This window comes from Streptomyces sp. NPDC026515 (assembly GCF_055567595.1).
This window is the reverse complement of the sequence record NZ_JBVHQD010000024.1, coordinates 122311-138065: the sequence shown is the minus strand read 5'-3', so window position 1 is coordinate 138065 and position 15755 is coordinate 122311. Positions and strand designations below refer to the sequence as shown.

The 15755-nt window shown below is 71.1% G+C and carries 12 protein-coding genes; 9 read left to right on the top strand and 3 right to left on the bottom strand.

Annotated elements, in window-relative coordinates:
• Positions 1–90: 90 nt before the first annotated feature.
• Complete coding sequence (locus ACZ4O3_RS37205; protein WP_467726584.1) at positions 91–1134, bottom strand: LacI family DNA-binding transcriptional regulator; 1044 nt, start codon at positions 1132–1134, stop codon at positions 91–93.
• A 224-nt stretch (positions 1135–1358) separates the two neighbouring features.
• Here ACZ4O3_RS37205 and ACZ4O3_RS37200 point away from each other — a divergent pair, with 224 nt between their 5' ends.
• From ACZ4O3_RS37200 to ACZ4O3_RS37175, 6 genes are read left to right on the top strand one after another with little or no spacing between them, the layout of a single operon-like run.
• Positions 1359–2651 carry an ABC transporter substrate-binding protein gene (locus tag ACZ4O3_RS37200; protein WP_362726501.1) on the top strand — a complete coding sequence of 431 codons (1293 nt, stop codon included), beginning with the start codon at positions 1359–1361 and terminating at the stop codon, positions 2649–2651.
• Between the two features lie 9 nt (positions 2652–2660).
• A complete protein-coding gene (locus ACZ4O3_RS37195; protein ID WP_362726505.1) occupies positions 2661–3548 on the top strand; it encodes a carbohydrate ABC transporter permease in 888 nt (295 codons plus the stop codon).
• A complete protein-coding gene (locus tag ACZ4O3_RS37190; protein ID WP_362726507.1) occupies positions 3545–4411 on the top strand; it encodes a carbohydrate ABC transporter permease in 867 nt (288 codons plus the stop codon). Before ACZ4O3_RS37195 ends, ACZ4O3_RS37190 begins: the two co-directional genes overlap by 4 nt.
• Before the next feature lie 25 nt (positions 4412–4436).
• A complete protein-coding gene (locus ACZ4O3_RS37185; protein WP_467726581.1) occupies positions 4437–5684 on the top strand; it encodes a glycoside hydrolase 5 family protein in 1248 nt (415 codons plus the stop codon).
• Entirely contained in the window at positions 5681–7687 is a 2007-nt protein-coding gene (locus ACZ4O3_RS37180; protein WP_467726579.1) for an endo-beta-N-acetylglucosaminidase, read from the top strand. Before ACZ4O3_RS37185 ends, ACZ4O3_RS37180 begins: the two co-directional genes overlap by 4 nt.
• Positions 7688–7715: 28 nt before the next feature.
• On the top strand, positions 7716–10736 hold the full coding sequence (locus ACZ4O3_RS37175; RefSeq protein ID WP_362729539.1) for an alpha-mannosidase: 3021 nt from the start codon (positions 7716–7718) through the stop codon (positions 10734–10736).
• Positions 10737–10793: 57 nt separating this feature from the next.
• On the opposite strand, the gene ACZ4O3_RS37170 is transcribed toward ACZ4O3_RS37175, so the two are convergent.
• A complete protein-coding gene (locus ACZ4O3_RS37170; protein WP_467726578.1) occupies positions 10794–11165 on the bottom strand; it encodes a hypothetical protein in 372 nt (123 codons plus the stop codon).
• A gap of 52 nt (positions 11166–11217) precedes the next feature.
• Positions 11218–11919 (bottom strand): FadR/GntR family transcriptional regulator, encoded by a 702-nt coding sequence (locus ACZ4O3_RS37165; protein ID WP_362717825.1) that lies wholly within the window; start codon positions 11917–11919, stop codon positions 11218–11220.
• A gap of 178 nt (positions 11920–12097) precedes the next feature.
• On the opposite strand from ACZ4O3_RS37165, the gene ACZ4O3_RS37160 reads away from it, so the two are divergent.
• From ACZ4O3_RS37160 to ACZ4O3_RS37150, 3 genes are read left to right on the top strand one after another with little or no spacing between them, the layout of a single operon-like run.
• Complete coding sequence (locus ACZ4O3_RS37160; RefSeq protein ID WP_384996345.1) at positions 12098–13168, top strand: sugar ABC transporter substrate-binding protein; 1071 nt, start codon at positions 12098–12100, stop codon at positions 13166–13168.
• Positions 13165–14697, top strand: a complete 1533-nt coding sequence (locus ACZ4O3_RS37155) for a sugar ABC transporter ATP-binding protein (RefSeq protein WP_467726576.1) — start codon at positions 13165–13167, stop codon at positions 14695–14697. Before ACZ4O3_RS37160 ends, ACZ4O3_RS37155 begins: the two co-directional genes overlap by 4 nt.
• Positions 14690–15724 carry an ABC transporter permease gene (locus ACZ4O3_RS37150; protein ID WP_362717807.1) on the top strand — a complete coding sequence of 345 codons (1035 nt, stop codon included), beginning with the start codon at positions 14690–14692 and terminating at the stop codon, positions 15722–15724. The genes ACZ4O3_RS37155 and ACZ4O3_RS37150 overlap by 8 nt, the downstream gene beginning before the upstream one ends.
• The last annotated feature ends 31 nt before the right edge of the window (positions 15725–15755 follow it).

Below are 15755 nucleotides of genomic sequence, written 5' to 3'. Positions count from 1 at the left end.
ACCTGGCACATCGCCCCGACCGGTGCATGACCGCAGGGGGTATCCGGCCTGACGGCCGGACAACCCCTCACCAAGATCTTCATCGACCTTCTAGGAGCGGGCCGCCGCCGTGCTGCCCCGTACCGTGAGCCGGGGAACCGGTACCCGTACCGCCCGGGCCGTGCCGCCGTCCAGCAGGGCCGTCAGTTCGTGTGCCGCCACCCGGCCGAACTCGGCGCTGTCCCGGGAGAGCGCCGACAGCCACGGCTTGACCATGCGGCACAGGACCGAGTCCTCCCAGGAGACCACGGAGACGTCGTCCGGGACCGAGTAGCCGAGTTCGGCCGCGGCCGCGACCCCGGCCACCGCCATCACGTCGTTGTCGTAGATCAGGGCCGTCGGGGCCGGAGCCGCCCGCAGCACCCGGCGGGTGACGGCCGCGCCCTCGGCGTCGGAGTAGTCAGTGGTGACCGAGCGGACCTCGGACAGACCTCGGCCGTCCGCCTCGGCGCGCAGCGTGCGGATCCGGCGCTGGGTGTGGGCGAGGCCGGGCAGGCCCGCGATGTGCACGATCCTGCGGTGGCCCAGTGCCGTCAGCTCGTCCACCACCGACGCCATCGCGGCCGCGTCGTCCGCCCACACCGTCGACAGCCCGGGGTGGCGTCCGTCGGGGGCGCCGCCGATCACCACCGCGGGCAGGCCCAACTCGTCCAGCAGGTCGGGCCGGGGATCGTCGGCGCGCGGATCGACCATCAGGATGCCGTCGACGCGGTGCTCCGCCCACCAGCGGCGGTACACCGCGCACTCGTCGCCCACGTCCTCCGCCATCTGGAAGAGCAGGCCGAGATGGCGTTCGGCGAGCACCTCCTGGATGCCGGAGACCAGTTGGAGGAAGAAGGAGTCCACGCCCAGCGAGTGCGCGGGACGGGCGAGGACGAACCCGACCGTGGCCGCGCCCTCGCCGGACAGCGCGCGGGCGGCCGTGCTGGGCCGCCAGCCGAGCTGCTCGGCGACCCGGTGCACCCGGGCCCTGGTGGTCTCGGAGACCCCGGGGCGGCCGTTGAGCGCGAAGGAGACCGCGCTCTCGGAGACTCCCGACCGGCGCGCGATGTCCTTCATCGTCGGCCGCCGCGCGGGGCTGCGTTTCTCCGCCAACTCACTTCCTCATTCGTCGGGACCGTGATCCGCTAATGCGCTTGAGTCGGATCAGCCTAAAGCGTATTAGTGATCCGCGGCAATAGGCCTGTAGCGCCATGCTGAGCAGGGGGTTTGAGCCACTAATGACTTTAGCTCCGCCGAATCCATTGACTCGTCGTGGAAACGGCGTGCAAGGTCTGGCGCGACACCTTCGGCCCCCCGCTGCAAAGGAGCAACGGACCATGCGCATCTCCCGCAGAGCGCTCGCCCTCGCCGCTGCCGCCGTCCTCGCCCTGCCGCTGAGCGCCTGCGGTTCCGGGGAGGACGGCGGTGGCTCCACCGACGCCTCCGGCAAGGTCGAGGGCGACATCACCTTCCAGACCTGGAACCTGCGCGCGAACTTCAAGCCGTACTTCGAGGGTCTGGTCGCGGACTTCGAGAAGAAGTACCCGGACACTCACGTGAAGTGGATCGACCAGCCCGCCGAGGGCTATCCCGACAAGATCAGCGCGGACGCGGCCGGCGGCACCCTGCCCGACGTCGTCAACGTCTCCCCGGACCTCGTCGCCCCGCTCGCCAAGGCCGGCCTCGCCCTCGACCTCGACAAGGCCGCCGCCAAGTACCGGCCCGAGTACCTGGACGGTGCCTGGGCCAGCCATCAGATACCGGGGACGAGCGGGACGTACGCCTTCCCCTGGTACCTGAACACCGGACCGCTCTTCTACAACAAGACGCTGTTCGAGCAGGCCGGGCTCGACCCCGCGCAGCCGCCCAAGACCTACGACGACCTCTTCACCGACGCCCTGAAGATGGCGCAGAAGAGCGACGGCAAGGTCGCCACCCTCGCCAACGTCCCCACCATCGAGGACTTCGGGCGCTACGGCGTCGAGCTGATGGACAAGCAGGGCACCGGATTCGCCTTCAACGACGCCAAGGGGGTCGAACTGCTCACCAGGTACAAGGAGCTGTACGACGCCAAGGCGCTCGACCCGCAGGCGCTGACCGCGACCCCGGAGTCCTCCGGCAAGAAGTTCCTCACCGGGGCCGTCGCCATGAATCCCGGCAGCGCCCTCGACCTCGGCAACTTCAAGAAGCAGGCGCCGAACCTCTACAAGAACATCGGCATCACCGACCAGATCACCAGCACCGGGCACGTCAACATGTACGTGATGGGAGTGATGGTCAACTCGCGGACCAAGCACACCGCGGCCTCCGTCGCCTTCGCGCACTTCGTGACCGACGCGCAGAACCAGATGTCCTTCGCCAAGCAGGTGGCCATCTTCCCCAGCACCGCCGGCTCCCTGGACGACCCGTACTTCACCAAGGAGGACGGCACCGACGAGACCCGGGTGCGGATCGCCGCGGCCAAGTCCCTGAAGACGGCGGTCAACTACACACCGGTGCTGTTCAGCGACCAGATGAAGACCGCGCTGCGCAACGAGGTCGCCAAGGCCCTGCAGGGCAAGGAGAGCCCCAAGGCGGCCCTGGACAACGCTGTCAAGGCCTGCGACCAGCTGCTCCGGCAGCAGGGCTGAGGGGCGGGCATGGCCGGCGTCTCCCGTGTGCGGCGTCAACTGCCCACCAGTCCATGGCTGTTCGCCGCACCCGGGCTGCTGGTCATCGGCGCCTTCGTGCTCTATCCGTTCGTCTCGACGGTGGTCAGCTCCTTCACGGACCGCCGCACGCTGATCCCCGGCCGGTTCGTCGGTCTCGCCAACTTCCGTGAGCTGGTCCACGACGACATGTTCTGGACCGGCCTGCGCAACAGCACGCTGTACATCGTCGTGGTCGTACCCGCCCTCGTCGTGCTGCCGCTGCTGCTGGCGCTGCTGGTGCAGAAGAACATCCCGGGCATCGCCTTCTTCCGGTCCGCCTTCTACACCCCGGTCGTCGCCTCGATCGTGGTGGTCGGGCTCATCTGGGTCTGGTTGCTGGACGAACGCGGTCTGGTCAACTCCCTGCTGGAGACGGTCGGGATCGGCCGGATCGGCTTCCTCAGCGACCAGTGGCTGCTCCTGCTGAGCGCGATGGCGGTCACGGTCTGGAAGGGCCTCGGCTACTACATGATCATTTATCTGGCGGCGCTCGCCAACGTCCCCCGCGAACTGCACGAGGCCGCCGCCGTGGACGGCGCGGGAGCGGTGCGCCGCTTCCTCTCCGTCACCGTGCCCGCCGTACGCTCCACGATGGTGCTGGTCGCCGCGCTCTCCTCGGTCGCCGCCTTCAAGGTGTTCTCCGAGGTGTACCTGATGGCGGGCCCGAGCGGCGGCCCGGCCGGCGAGGACACCACCCTCGTGATGCTCGTCCAGCGCACCGGCACGGGGCTCACCGGCCGGGTCGGCTACGCCTCGGCGCTCTCCGTCGTCGTCTTCGTCGTCACCGTCGCGCTGATGCTGCTGGTGCTGCGCGCCGACCGGAGGGACCGCCCATGAGCGCCACCCGGGCCCGCCTCACCGACGAACACGGCCGCCGCATCCGGATCGGCGAACTGGTCCTTCGCTACGCCCTGCTCCTGCTCGTGCTGGCCGTCACCGTCGGACCGTTCCTGTGGCAGCTGTCCACCTCGCTCAAGGGCCCCACCGAGGACATCTTCAGCTCGCCCCCGAGCTTCCTGCCCGAGCATCCCACCCTGCACAACTACCGGCGGGTCGCCGACACCATCCCGGTCTGGGACTACGCCCTCAACTCGCTGAAGGTGGCGAGCGCCAGCGTCGTCACCAACTGCGCCGGCTCCGCGCTCGCCGGCTACGCCCTGGCCCGGCTGCGCTACCGGGGCCGCACGATCGCCACCCTCGTGTTCATCCTCGCGATGCTGGTGCCGGTGGAGGGGATCATCATCGCCCAGTTCACCACCATGCGCGAACTCGGTCTCAACAACACCCTGATCGGCGTCGTGCTGCCCGGCTCCATCGCCGCCCTGAACGTGCTGCTGATGCGCAACGCCTTCCTCAACCTGCCCTACGAGATCGAGGAGGCGGCCTACATCGACGGCGCCGACGTCTGGCAGCGGTTCCTGCGGATCGCCCTCCCGTCGGTCAAGGGCACCGTCGCCGTCGTCGCGATCTTCGCGTTCATGGGCGCCTGGGACGACTTCCTCTGGCCGCTGATCGTGCTCAGCGACCCCTCCAGGTTCACGCTCACCATCGGCCTCAACTACCTGCACGGCACCTTCGCCAACGACGAACGCCTCGTCGCCGCCGGCACCGTGATCGCCGTGGCCCCGCTCATCGCCCTGTTCGCCTGCCTCCAGCGGTACTTCTTCCGCGGGGTCGGCGAAGGCGCCGTCAAGGGCTGAACCCCCGTTCCCGCAAGGAGACCGCATGCCCCCGGCCGTGCGCTTCGGCGTCAACTACACCCCCAGCGAAGGGTGGTTCCACCACTGGCTCGACTTCGACCTGGACTCCGTACGCGCCGACCTCGACTCCATCGCCGCCCTCGGACTCGACCACATCCGGGTCTTTCCGCTGTGGCCCTACTTCCAGCCCGACCGCACCCTGATCCGGCCGCGCGCGGTCGAGCAGCTCCTCGCCCTGGCCGACGCCGCCGGCGAACGCGGGCTGGACGTCAACGTGGACGGTCTGCAGGGGCACTTGAGCAGCTTCGACTTCCTGCCGGCCTGGACCCGGACCTGGCACCGGCGCAACCTCTTCACCGACCCCGAGGTGGTGGCGGGGGAGGCCGCCTACCTCCGTACCCTGGCGGCGGCGCTCGCGGACCGGCCGAACTTCATCGGGATGACGATCGGCAACGAGGTCAACCAGTTCGCCGCGGGACCGCATCCCGATCCCGACCGGGCCACCGAGGCGGAGGCCGAGCGCTGGCTGGCCCGGCTGCTGGCCGCCTGCACCGAGGCGGCCCCCGGCAAGCTGCATCTGCACGCCTCCTACGACGCGGCCTGGTACCAGGACGACCAGCCCTTCACCCCGGCGCACTCGGCCCGGCTCGGCGACCTCACCGCCGTGCACTCCTGGGTGTTCAACGGCACCGCCCAGCGCCACGGCCGTACCGCACCGCAGACCCAGCAGCACGCCGCGTACCTGGTGGAGCTGAGCAAGGCCTGGGCCGAGGACCCGCACCGGCCCGTATGGCTCCAGGAGGTGGGCGCGCCCGCGCCGCTGATCCCGGCCGAGCACGCGGCGGCGTTCACCGAGGCGACCCTCACCGCCGTACTGGACTGCCCCGATCTGTGGGGCGTCACCTGGTGGTGCTCGCACGACGTCAGCCGCAGCCTCGCCGACTTCCCCGAACTCGAATACGGTCTCGGCCTGTTCACCAACGACCGCAAGCCCAAGGACCTGGCCCACGCCCTGGCGGCGGCCGAGCCCAGGGCGGCGAAGACACGCCGCACGGCGCTCGTCGTGCCCTCCGACCCGGCCCGCCGCTCCCGGTGCGCGCCCGGCGGCCCGGTCTTCGACGCCTGGTTCCGGCTCGTCGCCGACGGCGCCCGCCCCACCACCGTCCTCGACACCCGCGCGGACGACCGGGACCATCTCGCCGCGCGCGGCATCACCGAAGTCGTCACTCCCGATCAGGTACTCCCCACCCCACCAGGAGGCACCCGCTCGTGAACCCCAGCAGACGCACCGTCCTGATCGCCGCCGCCGCGGCCGCCGCGGCCGCCGTGGCCCGCTCGCTGCCGGCGGCGGCGGCGCCCCGGGCGGCGGCCGTCACCCCGCCGTACGCCTCGTACTGGTACCCGGACTCCTTCCCGGCCGGCAGTCCGGGCCCCGGCATCACCTGGCGCAGCCTCAGGAGCTGGACGGCGGCCGGCGACCCGGACCTCGCCTTCAACGCCGCCTCCGTGCCGCTCGCCGCCCGCTTCACCCCGACCCCGGCCAACACCACCGCCCGCTCCGGACAGGCCCGCGTCCAGGCGCTGGTGTCCTTCGGGCCCACGTCCGGCAACCCGTCCCAGGGCTCGGCCACCGCCGACTACTACGCCCTCACCCACTGGTCCTACCTGGACGAGCTGGTCTTCTGGGGCGGCTCGGCGGGGGAGGGGCTGATCCTCGCCCCGAACGCGCCGATCGTCGACGCCGCCCACCGGCACGGCGTGCCCGTCCTCGGCAACATCTTCCTGCCTCCCACCGCCTACGGCGGCCAGCTCCAGTGGACCCGCGACCTGGTCCAGAAGGACGCCGACGGGCACTACCCGCTCGCCGACCGGCTGGTGGCGGTGGCCGCGGCCTACGGCTTCGACGGCTGGTTCGTCAACGCCGAGACCGGCGGCGGCAACGCCGCCCTGGGCACCGCCATGCTCGGCTTCATGACCGAGCTGAAGTCCCTCGCCGCCGCCCGGGGCCAGCGGGTCACCTGGTACGACGCGATGACCGTGAACGGCACGGTCAGCTGGCAGGGTGCGCTCAACAGCCAGAACCAGGCCTTCTTCCAGAGCGCCGACGACATGTTCGTGGACTTCCGCTGGAGCGGCCCGACGCTCGCCTCCTCGGGTGCGAAGGCGGTCCAACTCGGGCGGAGTCGCTACGAGTTGTGGGCCGGAGTCGACGTCGAGTCCAACGGGTCCAACACCTCCGTCAACTGGGACGCGATCATGCCGGGCGGCTCGGCGCACGTCACCTCGGTCGGCTTCTACCGGCCCGAGTGGACGCGCAACCACCTGCCGGCGAGCCGCACCCCCGGCGACTTCCACGCCGCCGACGACCGGTTCTGGACCGGGCGCTCCCTGGACCCGTCCCGGCCGGACGGCTCGGACCCCTGGCGGGCGCCGGCCGTGTCGGTGGCCGACCGTTCGACGGTGTCGGCGGTGCCGTTCGCGAGCGTCTTCAACACCGGTCACGGGCTGCGCTGGTACGAGGACGGCGAGCCCGTCTCGGACACCGCCTGGAACCACCTGGGCCTCCAGGACCGGCTGCCGTCCCGGCGGTGGTCGGTACGGACCGACGGCACCAGGCCCGCCGTCACCTTCGACTTCTCCGCCGCCTGGCGGGGCGGCAGCAGCGTGCTGGTCGACGGAGCCCTCGACCGGCCGGTTGTCCTGGACCTGTACGCGACCCGGCTGCCGATCACGGACCGGACGGTGGTCGAGCTGACGTACCGGACCGACGCCGGGAGCGTGGACGTCGAGCTGGCCGTCGCCACCGCCGAGCCCGGCGGGGCCGGCGCGGCACCCCCGTACACCTACCTGCCGACGGACGGGGGCGACGGCTGGTCCACCGTGACGGTCCCGCTCACCGGCCTCTCCGGCACCGTGCACGCGCTCGGCGTCCGGCTCACCGCGAGCGGCGGACCCGTCCGGTGGCGGCTCGGCGGGATCGCCGTACGGGACACGGTGACCACGCCGGCCGCACCCGCCTGTGCGCGGATCACCGCGGCCGCCGCCGGCGACCTCCGCCTCGCCTGGGACGCGGCGCCCGGGGACGTACGGCAGTACACCCTGCACCGGCTGCTCCCGGACGGCACCCGGCGCTTCCTCGGCGCCACCGGCCAGCGGGCCTTCTGGCTGACCGGGCTCCAGCCGGAGCAGGGCGAGGAGAGGGCACGGTTCGAAGTGCGTGCGGCAGGGGAGCTGTACACCTCGTCGGACCCCGTGACCGTCACGCACACCTGGTAACCGGTAACGAGCAAACGGAGCACCCCACATGCATGACGACCGCAGCTTGGTGGAAGCCCGCCTCAGGCGCGTCCTGGACGAGCGCATCCGCCCCGCCGTGTACCCCGAGTCCGTGCCGCTCGACGTCGCCGTGTGGCACGCGCCCGGCGAACCCGTGCCGGTCGCCGAAGGCCTCGCGGCCGAGCCCGCGCCGATCGCGGTGGGCGCCCGGTGGGGTGCTCCGTGGGGCACCAGCTGGTTCCGGGTCACCGGAACCGTGCCCGAGGAGTGGGCGGGGCGGACCGTGGAGGCCCTGCTCGACCTCGGGTTCGACGAGAACATGCCCGGCTTCCAGTGCGAGGGCCTGGTCTACCGGCCCGACGGCACCCCCGTGAAGGGTCTCAACCCGCGCAACCAGTGGGTCCGGATCGGCGCCCCGGTGGCGGGCGGCGAGCAGGTACGGCTGCACGTCGAGGCCGCCTCCAACCCCGTCATCCTCGACTACCACCCCTTCCGGCCCACCCTGCTCGGCGACAAGGACACCGCCGGACACGAGCCGCAGTACACGCTCACCCGGATGGACCTCGCCGTCTTCGACGAGACCGTGTGGCAGCTGGTGATCGACCTGGAGGTGCTCGGCGAGCTGATGGCGGAGCTGCCCGTCGACGGCGCACGCCGCTGGGACATCCTGCGCGCGGTCGAACGGGCCCTGGACACGATCGACCTGCAGGACGTCAACGGCACGGCGGAACAGGCGCGTGCCCGGCTCACCGACGTCCTGTCCGTCCCCGCCGCGCCCTCCGCGCACCGGATCAGCGCCGTCGGCCACGCGCACATCGACTCGGCGTGGCTGTGGCCGCTGCGCGAGACGGTCCGCAAGGTCGCCCGTACCACCGCCAACATGACCGCCCTCATCGAGGACGAGCCCGAGTTCGTGTTCGCCATGTCCCAGGCCCAGCAGTGGGCCTGGGTGAAGGAGCACCGGCCCGAGGTGTGGGCGCGGGTGAAGAAGGCGGTCACGGACGGCAGGTTCGTGCCGGCCGGCGGGATGTGGGTGGAGTCGGACACCAACATGCCCGGTTCGGAGGCGATGGCCCGTCAGTTCGTGCACGGGAAGCGGTTCTTCCTGGACGAATTCGGGATCGAGAACGACGAGGCCTGGCTGCCGGACACCTTCGGCTTCGCCGCCGGGCTTCCGCAGATCATCCGGGCGGCGGGCGCCACCCGGCTCCTCACCCAGAAGATCTCCTGGTCCCAGACGAACAAGTTCCCCCACCACACCTTCTGGTGGGAGGGCATCGACGGCACCCGGATCTTCACCCACTTCCCGCCCGTCGACACCTACAACTGCTCCATGAAGGGCAGCGAACTCGCCCACGCCACAAGGAACTTCAAGGACAAGGGGCGGGCCCGGCACTCCCTCGCGCCGACCGGCTGGGGCGACGGCGGCGGAGGCACGACCCGGGAGATGGTCGCGAAGGCGGCCCGGGTACGGGACCTGGAGGGCTCGCCGGCGGTCGTCTGGGAGACCCCGGAGGAGTTCTTCAGGAAGGCGGAGGCCGACTACCCCGACCCGCCCGTCTGGGTCGGCGAGCTCTACCTCGAACTGCACCGCGCCACCCTCACCAGCCAGGCCAGGACCAAACAGGGCAACCGGCGCAGCGAACACCTCCTGAGGGAGGCCGAGCTGTGGGCGGCGACCGCCGCCGTTCGCACCGGATTCCCCTACCCCTACGAGGAGTTGGACCGGATCTGGAAGACGGTCCTGCTCCACCAGTTCCACGACATCCTGCCCGGTTCGTCGATCGCCTGGGTGCACCGCGAGGCCCGCGCCACCTACGAGCGGGTCGCCGCGGAACTCGGTGCGGTCATCGACGCGGCCCAGCGTGCCCTGGCCGGGGAGGGCGACCGGCCGCTCCTGTTCAACGCGGCGCCGCACCCGCGCCACGGCATCCCCGCCGGGGGTGCCGGCGAGCAGGAGCCGCCCGAGGAGGTGACGGTGTCGGAGCGGGCCGAGGGCGGCCGGATCCTCGCCAACGGCCTGCTCCGGATCGAGATCGACGCCCGGGGCCTGGTCGTGTCCGCCTACGACGTCACGGCCGGCCGCGAGACCATCGCCCCGGGCACGGCCGCCAACCTGCTCCAGCTCCATCCGGACTTCCCGAACATGTGGGACGCCTGGGACGTCGACGCCTTCTACCGCAACGCGGTCACCGACCTCACCGGCACCGACGAGCTGACGGCCGGCGCGGACGGCCGTTCGGTCCGGATCACCCGGTCCTTCGGCTCCTCCCGCGTCACCCAGGTGCTGTCGCTGCCGCCGGGCGAGCGCCGCCTGCTGATCGACACCGAGGTGGACTGGCACGAGACGGAGAAGTTCCTGAAGCTGGCCTTCCCACTGGACCTGCACGCCGAACGCTACGCGTCGGAGACCCAGTTCGGTCACTTCCACCGTCCCACCCACACCAACACCTCATGGGAGGCGGCCAAGTTCGAGGCCTGCAACCACCGCTTCGTCCACCTGGACGAGCCGGGCTGGGGCGTGGCGATCGTCAACGACTCGACGTACGGCCACGACGTGACCCGGGCGGTCCGCAGGGACGGCGACCGGGGTACGACGACCACGGTCCGGGTCTCCCTGCTGCGCGCTCCGCGCTTCCCCGACCCCGAGACCGACCAGGGCGTCCACCGATTCCGGCACGCCCTGGTTCCGGGGGCGGGCATCGCGGACGCCGTCCGGGAGGGCTGGCGCATCAACCTGCCGGAACGCCGGGTGACGGGTGGGCAGGAGGTGGCTCCGCTGGTCACGGTCGACAACGACGCGGTCGTCGTCACGGCGGTGAAACTGGCCGACGACGGCAGCGGTGACGTGGTGGTCCGCTTCCACGAGGCTCACGGCGGCCGGGCCCACGCGACACTGACGGCGGGCTTCGAAGTCGCGGACGTCACGGCGACGGACCTGCTGGAGCGGCCCCTGACCGATGCCCCGGCACCGAGCCTGGACGGGGCCGGCGTGCCCCTGATCCTGCGTCCGTTCGAGCTGAGGACTCTTCGTTTCAGCAGGCGGTGACCCGCCCCCCACCGGCGGAACACCGCCGGACGTCCTCGCCCCGCGCGGACCGTCGGGTCACGCGCGCGGCGGGGGCACCGGCACCCCCGCCCGGTCCGCCGGCGCCACGGCGACGGGGCGCACACTGCGGTCGCGCAGCACCCGGACCCGGGCACCGCCTCTCGCCTCGCAGGCGCGGTGGTGCGCCTGGGGCAAGCGCATGGTGTCGAGGCCGCCGCCGGGCAGGAACCGGATCAGCCAGCCGACCGATTCGGCACCCTCCGCGGAGGCCGCGGCCCCGGTCAGGGGTTTCTCGAAGTCCCCGCGCGGGGGGCCGAAGCCCGCGCTGGGGGTGCTCCGGAAGTACTGGAACACCGCCTGGGCCCGCGAGGCCGGGATCCGGTTCGGGACCGTGCACGGGAGGACGACGTAACCCCTTTGTCGCTCCATCGACGGCGGACTCCGGCCACCGCGGGCACGGCGGACCCGTGGATCGTCCGCCTCAGGTGCCCAGCTGCAACCGCAGCCACTCCTCGACCTCACCCACATGCGCCGCCGCCGCGGCCCTGGCCGCCTCCGGGTCGCGGGCGACGAGGGCCCGGTGGATGGCGGCGTGCTCCCGGCGCGTCCTTGCGAACGCCCCCTCCTCCTCGTACCCCCGCCACACCCGGGCCCGGAACGTCCGGGACGACAGGCCCTCCAGGATCGCGGCCATCGTGTCGTTGCCCGCCGCTCCCGCGATCACCCGGTGGAACGCGAGGTCGTGGGCGAGGATCTCCTCGGGGTCGTCCGTCGCGTTCATCGCCGTCAGGTGTTTCTCCACCTCGTCCAGCTGGTCGGCCGTGATCCGCGCGGCGGCCAGTGCCGTGGCCGTCGACTCCAGGACCCGCCGAACCTCCAGCAGTTCCACCAGCTGCGGGCCACGTGACAGGTCGGCGACCACGCCGAAGGTCTCCAGCAGGTCACCCGCCTCCAGCTGGGTGACGTAGATGCCGGAGCCGTGCCGGGCCTCCAGGACGCCCAGGACCGTCAGCGCGCGGATCGCCTCGCGCATCGAGCTGCGGGACATGCCCAGCTGCGCGGCGAGATCCCGTTCGGTCGGCAGCCGCTGGCCCGGCTCCAGGCGGCCCTCGCCGATCATCTCCTTGATCCGCTCGATGGCGCGCTGCGTCACCGTGCCCTTCTGCGGGGCCGCCGCGTCCACACCGCTCTCCTCCACACCGTTCCTCCTGTCGCCGGTGCGCCGCAGTCTAATCAGCGATGTGGTCCGACCACTACGGCTTGTTTCACGGAAAAACCGCGTCCGAAGGGTGTCGAAGGCGTCGAGTGGTCTGATAAGTATGCGGACATCTGCTCGAACACGCTCGATGAGGAGCTGCCAGATGCCCGGCAGAACACTGCGGAAGCGGAACAGGTCCCGGATCATCGGCGCGACGGCCGTGGCCGTCGGCGCCTCGCTCGCGCTCGCCGCGTGCGGCAGTACGAAGGACACCGGCAGCGGCAGCGCCGGAGGCGGTGGCACCGGCAAGGTCGGGGTGATCCTGCCCCTGCTGACCTCGCCGTTCTGGCAGTCGTACAACGACTACGTGCCCAAGATGGCGACGTCGGAAGGCGTCGAGGCGCTGAAGACGGTGAACTCCAACAGCGACCCGTCGCAGCAGATCACCGACATCAACAACGAGCTGAACCAGGGTGTGAAGGGGCTGGTCGTCGCCCCGCTGGACAGCGCGGCCATCGAAGCGGGGCTCGACCAGGCCGAACGCAAGGGCGTGCCGGTGGTCGCCGTGGACGTGGCGCCCGACAAGGGCAAGGTCGCCATGGTGGTGCGCGCCGACAACGTCGCCTACGGCACCAAGGCCTGCGAGTACCTCGGCCGGCACGTCACCAGCGGCAAGGTCGTGCAGATCATGGGCGACCTCGCCTCGGTCAACGGCCGGGACCGCTCGGAGGCGTTCCGCACCTGCGTGAAGACGAAGTACCCGAAGCTCAAGGTGCTGGAGATCCCCGCCAAGTGGGAGTCCGACACCGCCGCGTCCAAGCTGGACACGCTCCTGAACGCCAACCCCGACATCAAGGGCATCTACCTGCAGGCCGGCGGAGTCTACCTCGCGCCGACCCTGCAGACCCTGAAGTCCAAGGGCATGCTCAAGACGGCCGGGCAGAGCGGGCACATAGCGATCGTCTCCAACGACGGCATCCCGCAGGAGTTCGACGCCATCCGCAAGGGCGAGATCGACGCGACCGTCTCCCAGCCCGCCGACGCCTACGCCAAGTACGGCATGTACTACATCAAGGCGGCGATGGAGGGGAAGACGTTCAAGCCCGGCCCGACCGACCACGACTCCACGATCGTCAAGCTGCCCAGCGGCATCCTGGAGGACCAGCTGCCCGCGCCGCTGGTCACCAAGGACAACGTGGACGACCCGAAGCTGTGGGGCAACACGGTCAAATGAGCACGCCACTTGTTGAGGCCCGGGACATCGTCAAGCGGTACGGCCCCACCGTCGCCCTCGCCGACGGCCGGCTCACCGTACTGCCCGGCGAGTCCCACGCCCTCGTCGGACGCAACGGCGCCGGCAAGTCCACCCTGGTCGGCGTCCTCACCGGCCTTCAGGCCCCGGACGAGGGCACGGTCCGTTTCGACGGCGAACCCGCGCCTCCGCTCACCGACCGGGACGCCTGGCGGAGCAAGGTCGCCTGTGTCTACCAGAAGCCCACGGTCGTACCGGAGCTGACGGTCGCCGAGAACCTGTTCATCAACCGGCAGCCGCTGCACCGGGGCCTCATCAGCTGGCGGCGGCTGCGGAGCGAGGCGGCCGCGCTGCTCGACACCTGGGACGTCCGCGTCGACCCCGAGGCGCGCACCGCCGACCTCAAGGTCGAGGACCGCCAGATGGTGGAGATCGCCCGGGCACTGAGCTTCGGCGCCCGGTTCATCGTGCTCGACGAGCCCACCGCCCAGCTCGACAACCGGGAGATCGAGCGGCTGTTCAGCCGGATGCGGTCGCTCCAGGACTCCGGTGTGACCTTCCTGTTCATCTCGCACCATCTCCAGGAGGTCTACGAGGTCTGCCAGACCGTCACCGTGCTCCGCGACGCCCGCTGGATCACCACCGCGCCCGTCGCCGAACTCCCGCGCCGGGCCCTGGTGGAGGCGATGGCGGGGGAGTCGATCGCCGAACTGGAGCACAGCCGCGACGCGGTGGCCGACGGGTCCCCCGTCGTGCTGGACGCGCGGGGGCTGACCTCACCGTCGTACCACGACATCGACCTCACCGTGCGCCGGGGCGAGGTCGTCGGGATCGCCGGATCCAGCGGCAGCGGCAAGATCGAGCTGGCGGAGACCTTCGCCGGGCTGTACACGCCGACCGGGGGAGCCGCACGACTTGACGGCGAGCGGCTCCCGTTCGGCGATGTGCAGGCCGCCCTCAAGGCCGGTGTGGGCTGTGTGCCGCGCGACCGGCACGGCCAGGGGCTGGTCTTCGGGATGAGCATCGGCGACAACGCCACGATGAGCGTCCTGGACCGGCTCGGCCGCTTCGGGTTCGTCGCGGGCGAGCGCAAGCGGCGCTTCGCCGACGAGCTGATCGAGCGCCTCGACATCCACGCCGAGGGCCCCGAGCAGTCCGTCTCCGACCTGTCCGGCGGCAACGCGCAGAAGGTCGTCATGGCCCGCGCCCTCGCCTCCGACCCCCGTCTGCTCGTGCTCATCAACCCCACCGCGGGCGTCGACGTGAAGTCCAAGGAGTCACTGCTCGCCCGCATGGACAACGCCCGCGAGGACGGCACCGCCGTACTGGTCGTCTCCGACGAACTCGACGACCTGCGCCGCTGTGACCGCGTCCTCGTCCTCTTCCACGGCCGCGTCGTCGCCGAACACCCGGCCGGCTGGCGTGACCACGAGCTGATCGCCTCCATAGAAGGAGTGGACTCGATGCCCGCAGGAGCCGGCTCCCCGGCCGAAGGAGTGGACCATGGCTGACACGAAGGCCCCGTCGGCCTCGACCGCCGGCCCCCTGCGCGTCCCCGACGCCCGCGCCGCCAAGACCGTGCTGCTCCGCAGGGTCCGTGAACTCGCGCTCGTCCCGGCGCTGTTGGTGCTCCTGATCCTCGGCGCGATCGTCAACGACTCGTTCCTCACCGAACGCAACCTGATCTCCATCCTGGGCGCCTCGGCGGCCCTGGCCATGGTGGTCCTCGCCGAGTCGCTGATCCTGATCACCGGCAAGATCGACCTGTCCCTGGAGTCGGTGGTCGGCATCGCGCCCGCTATCGGCGCCCTGCTGGTGCTGCCGAGCGCGGAGTCCGGCTGGGGCACCGGATGGCCGGCCGGGCTCGCGCTGCTCGCGGTCCTCGTCGTGGGCGGGGTGATCGGCGCCTTCAACGGCGTCCTGGTGGTGAAGTTCAAGCTCAACGCCTTCATCGTCACCCTCGCCATGCTGATCGTCCTGCGCGGGCTGCTCGTCGGCGCCACCAAGGGCAAGACGCTGTTCGGGATGCCCGACGCGTTCTTCTCCCTGGCCACCTCCACCTTCCTGCGGGTCCCGCTGTCGGTGTGGCTGGCGGCCGTCGCCTTCGGCGTGGCCGGGCTGATCCTCAAGTACCACCGGGTCGGCCGCGCCCTGTACGCCATCGGCGGCAACGCGGAGGCGGCCCGAGCGGCCGGTATCCGCGTCGACCGGGTGGTGCTGGGCGTCTCCGTCGTCGCGGGTGTCCTCGCCTCCGTCGGCGGGATCATGCAGACCGGTTACGTCGGCGCGATCAGCGCCAACCAGGGCAACAACATGATCTTCACGGTGATGGCGGCCGCGGTCATCGGCGGCATCAGCCTGGACGGCGGCAAGGGCACCATGTTCGGCGCCCTGACCGGCGTGCTCCTGCTGGGTGTCGTACAGAACCTGCTCACCCTGGCGCAGGTCCCCTCGTTCTGGATCCAGGCGATCTACGGCGGCATCATCCTCGTCGCTCTCATGATCGCCCGTGTCACCACGGGACGGGCGCAGGACTGAGCGGCCCGCGTCCCGAACTCCCCCCGAAGGA

Bases quoted from the DNA above. Each gene is read 5' to 3' on its own strand.
- ACZ4O3_RS37200 (WP_362726501.1), top strand. From the start codon at position 1,359: ATGCGCATCTCCCGCAGAGCGCTCGCCCTCGCCGCTGCCGCCGTCCTC.
- ACZ4O3_RS37155 (WP_467726576.1), top strand. From the start codon at position 13,165: ATGAGCACGCCACTTGTTGAGGCCCGGGACATCGTCAAGCGGTACGGC.
- ACZ4O3_RS37195 (WP_362726505.1), top strand. From the start codon at position 2,661: ATGGCCGGCGTCTCCCGTGTGCGGCGTCAACTGCCCACCAGTCCATGG.
- ACZ4O3_RS37185 (WP_467726581.1), top strand. From the start codon at position 4,437: ATGCCCCCGGCCGTGCGCTTCGGCGTCAACTACACCCCCAGCGAAGGG.
- ACZ4O3_RS37160 (WP_384996345.1), top strand. From the start codon at position 12,098: ATGCCCGGCAGAACACTGCGGAAGCGGAACAGGTCCCGGATCATCGGC.
- ACZ4O3_RS37190 (WP_362726507.1), top strand. From the start codon at position 3,545: ATGAGCGCCACCCGGGCCCGCCTCACCGACGAACACGGCCGCCGCATC.
- ACZ4O3_RS37175 (WP_362729539.1), top strand. From the start codon at position 7,716: ATGCATGACGACCGCAGCTTGGTGGAAGCCCGCCTCAGGCGCGTCCTG.
- ACZ4O3_RS37150 (WP_362717807.1), top strand. From the start codon at position 14,690: ATGGCTGACACGAAGGCCCCGTCGGCCTCGACCGCCGGCCCCCTGCGC.
- ACZ4O3_RS37170 (WP_467726578.1), bottom strand. From the start codon at position 11,165: ATGGAGCGACAAAGGGGTTACGTCGTCCTCCCGTGCACGGTCCCGAAC.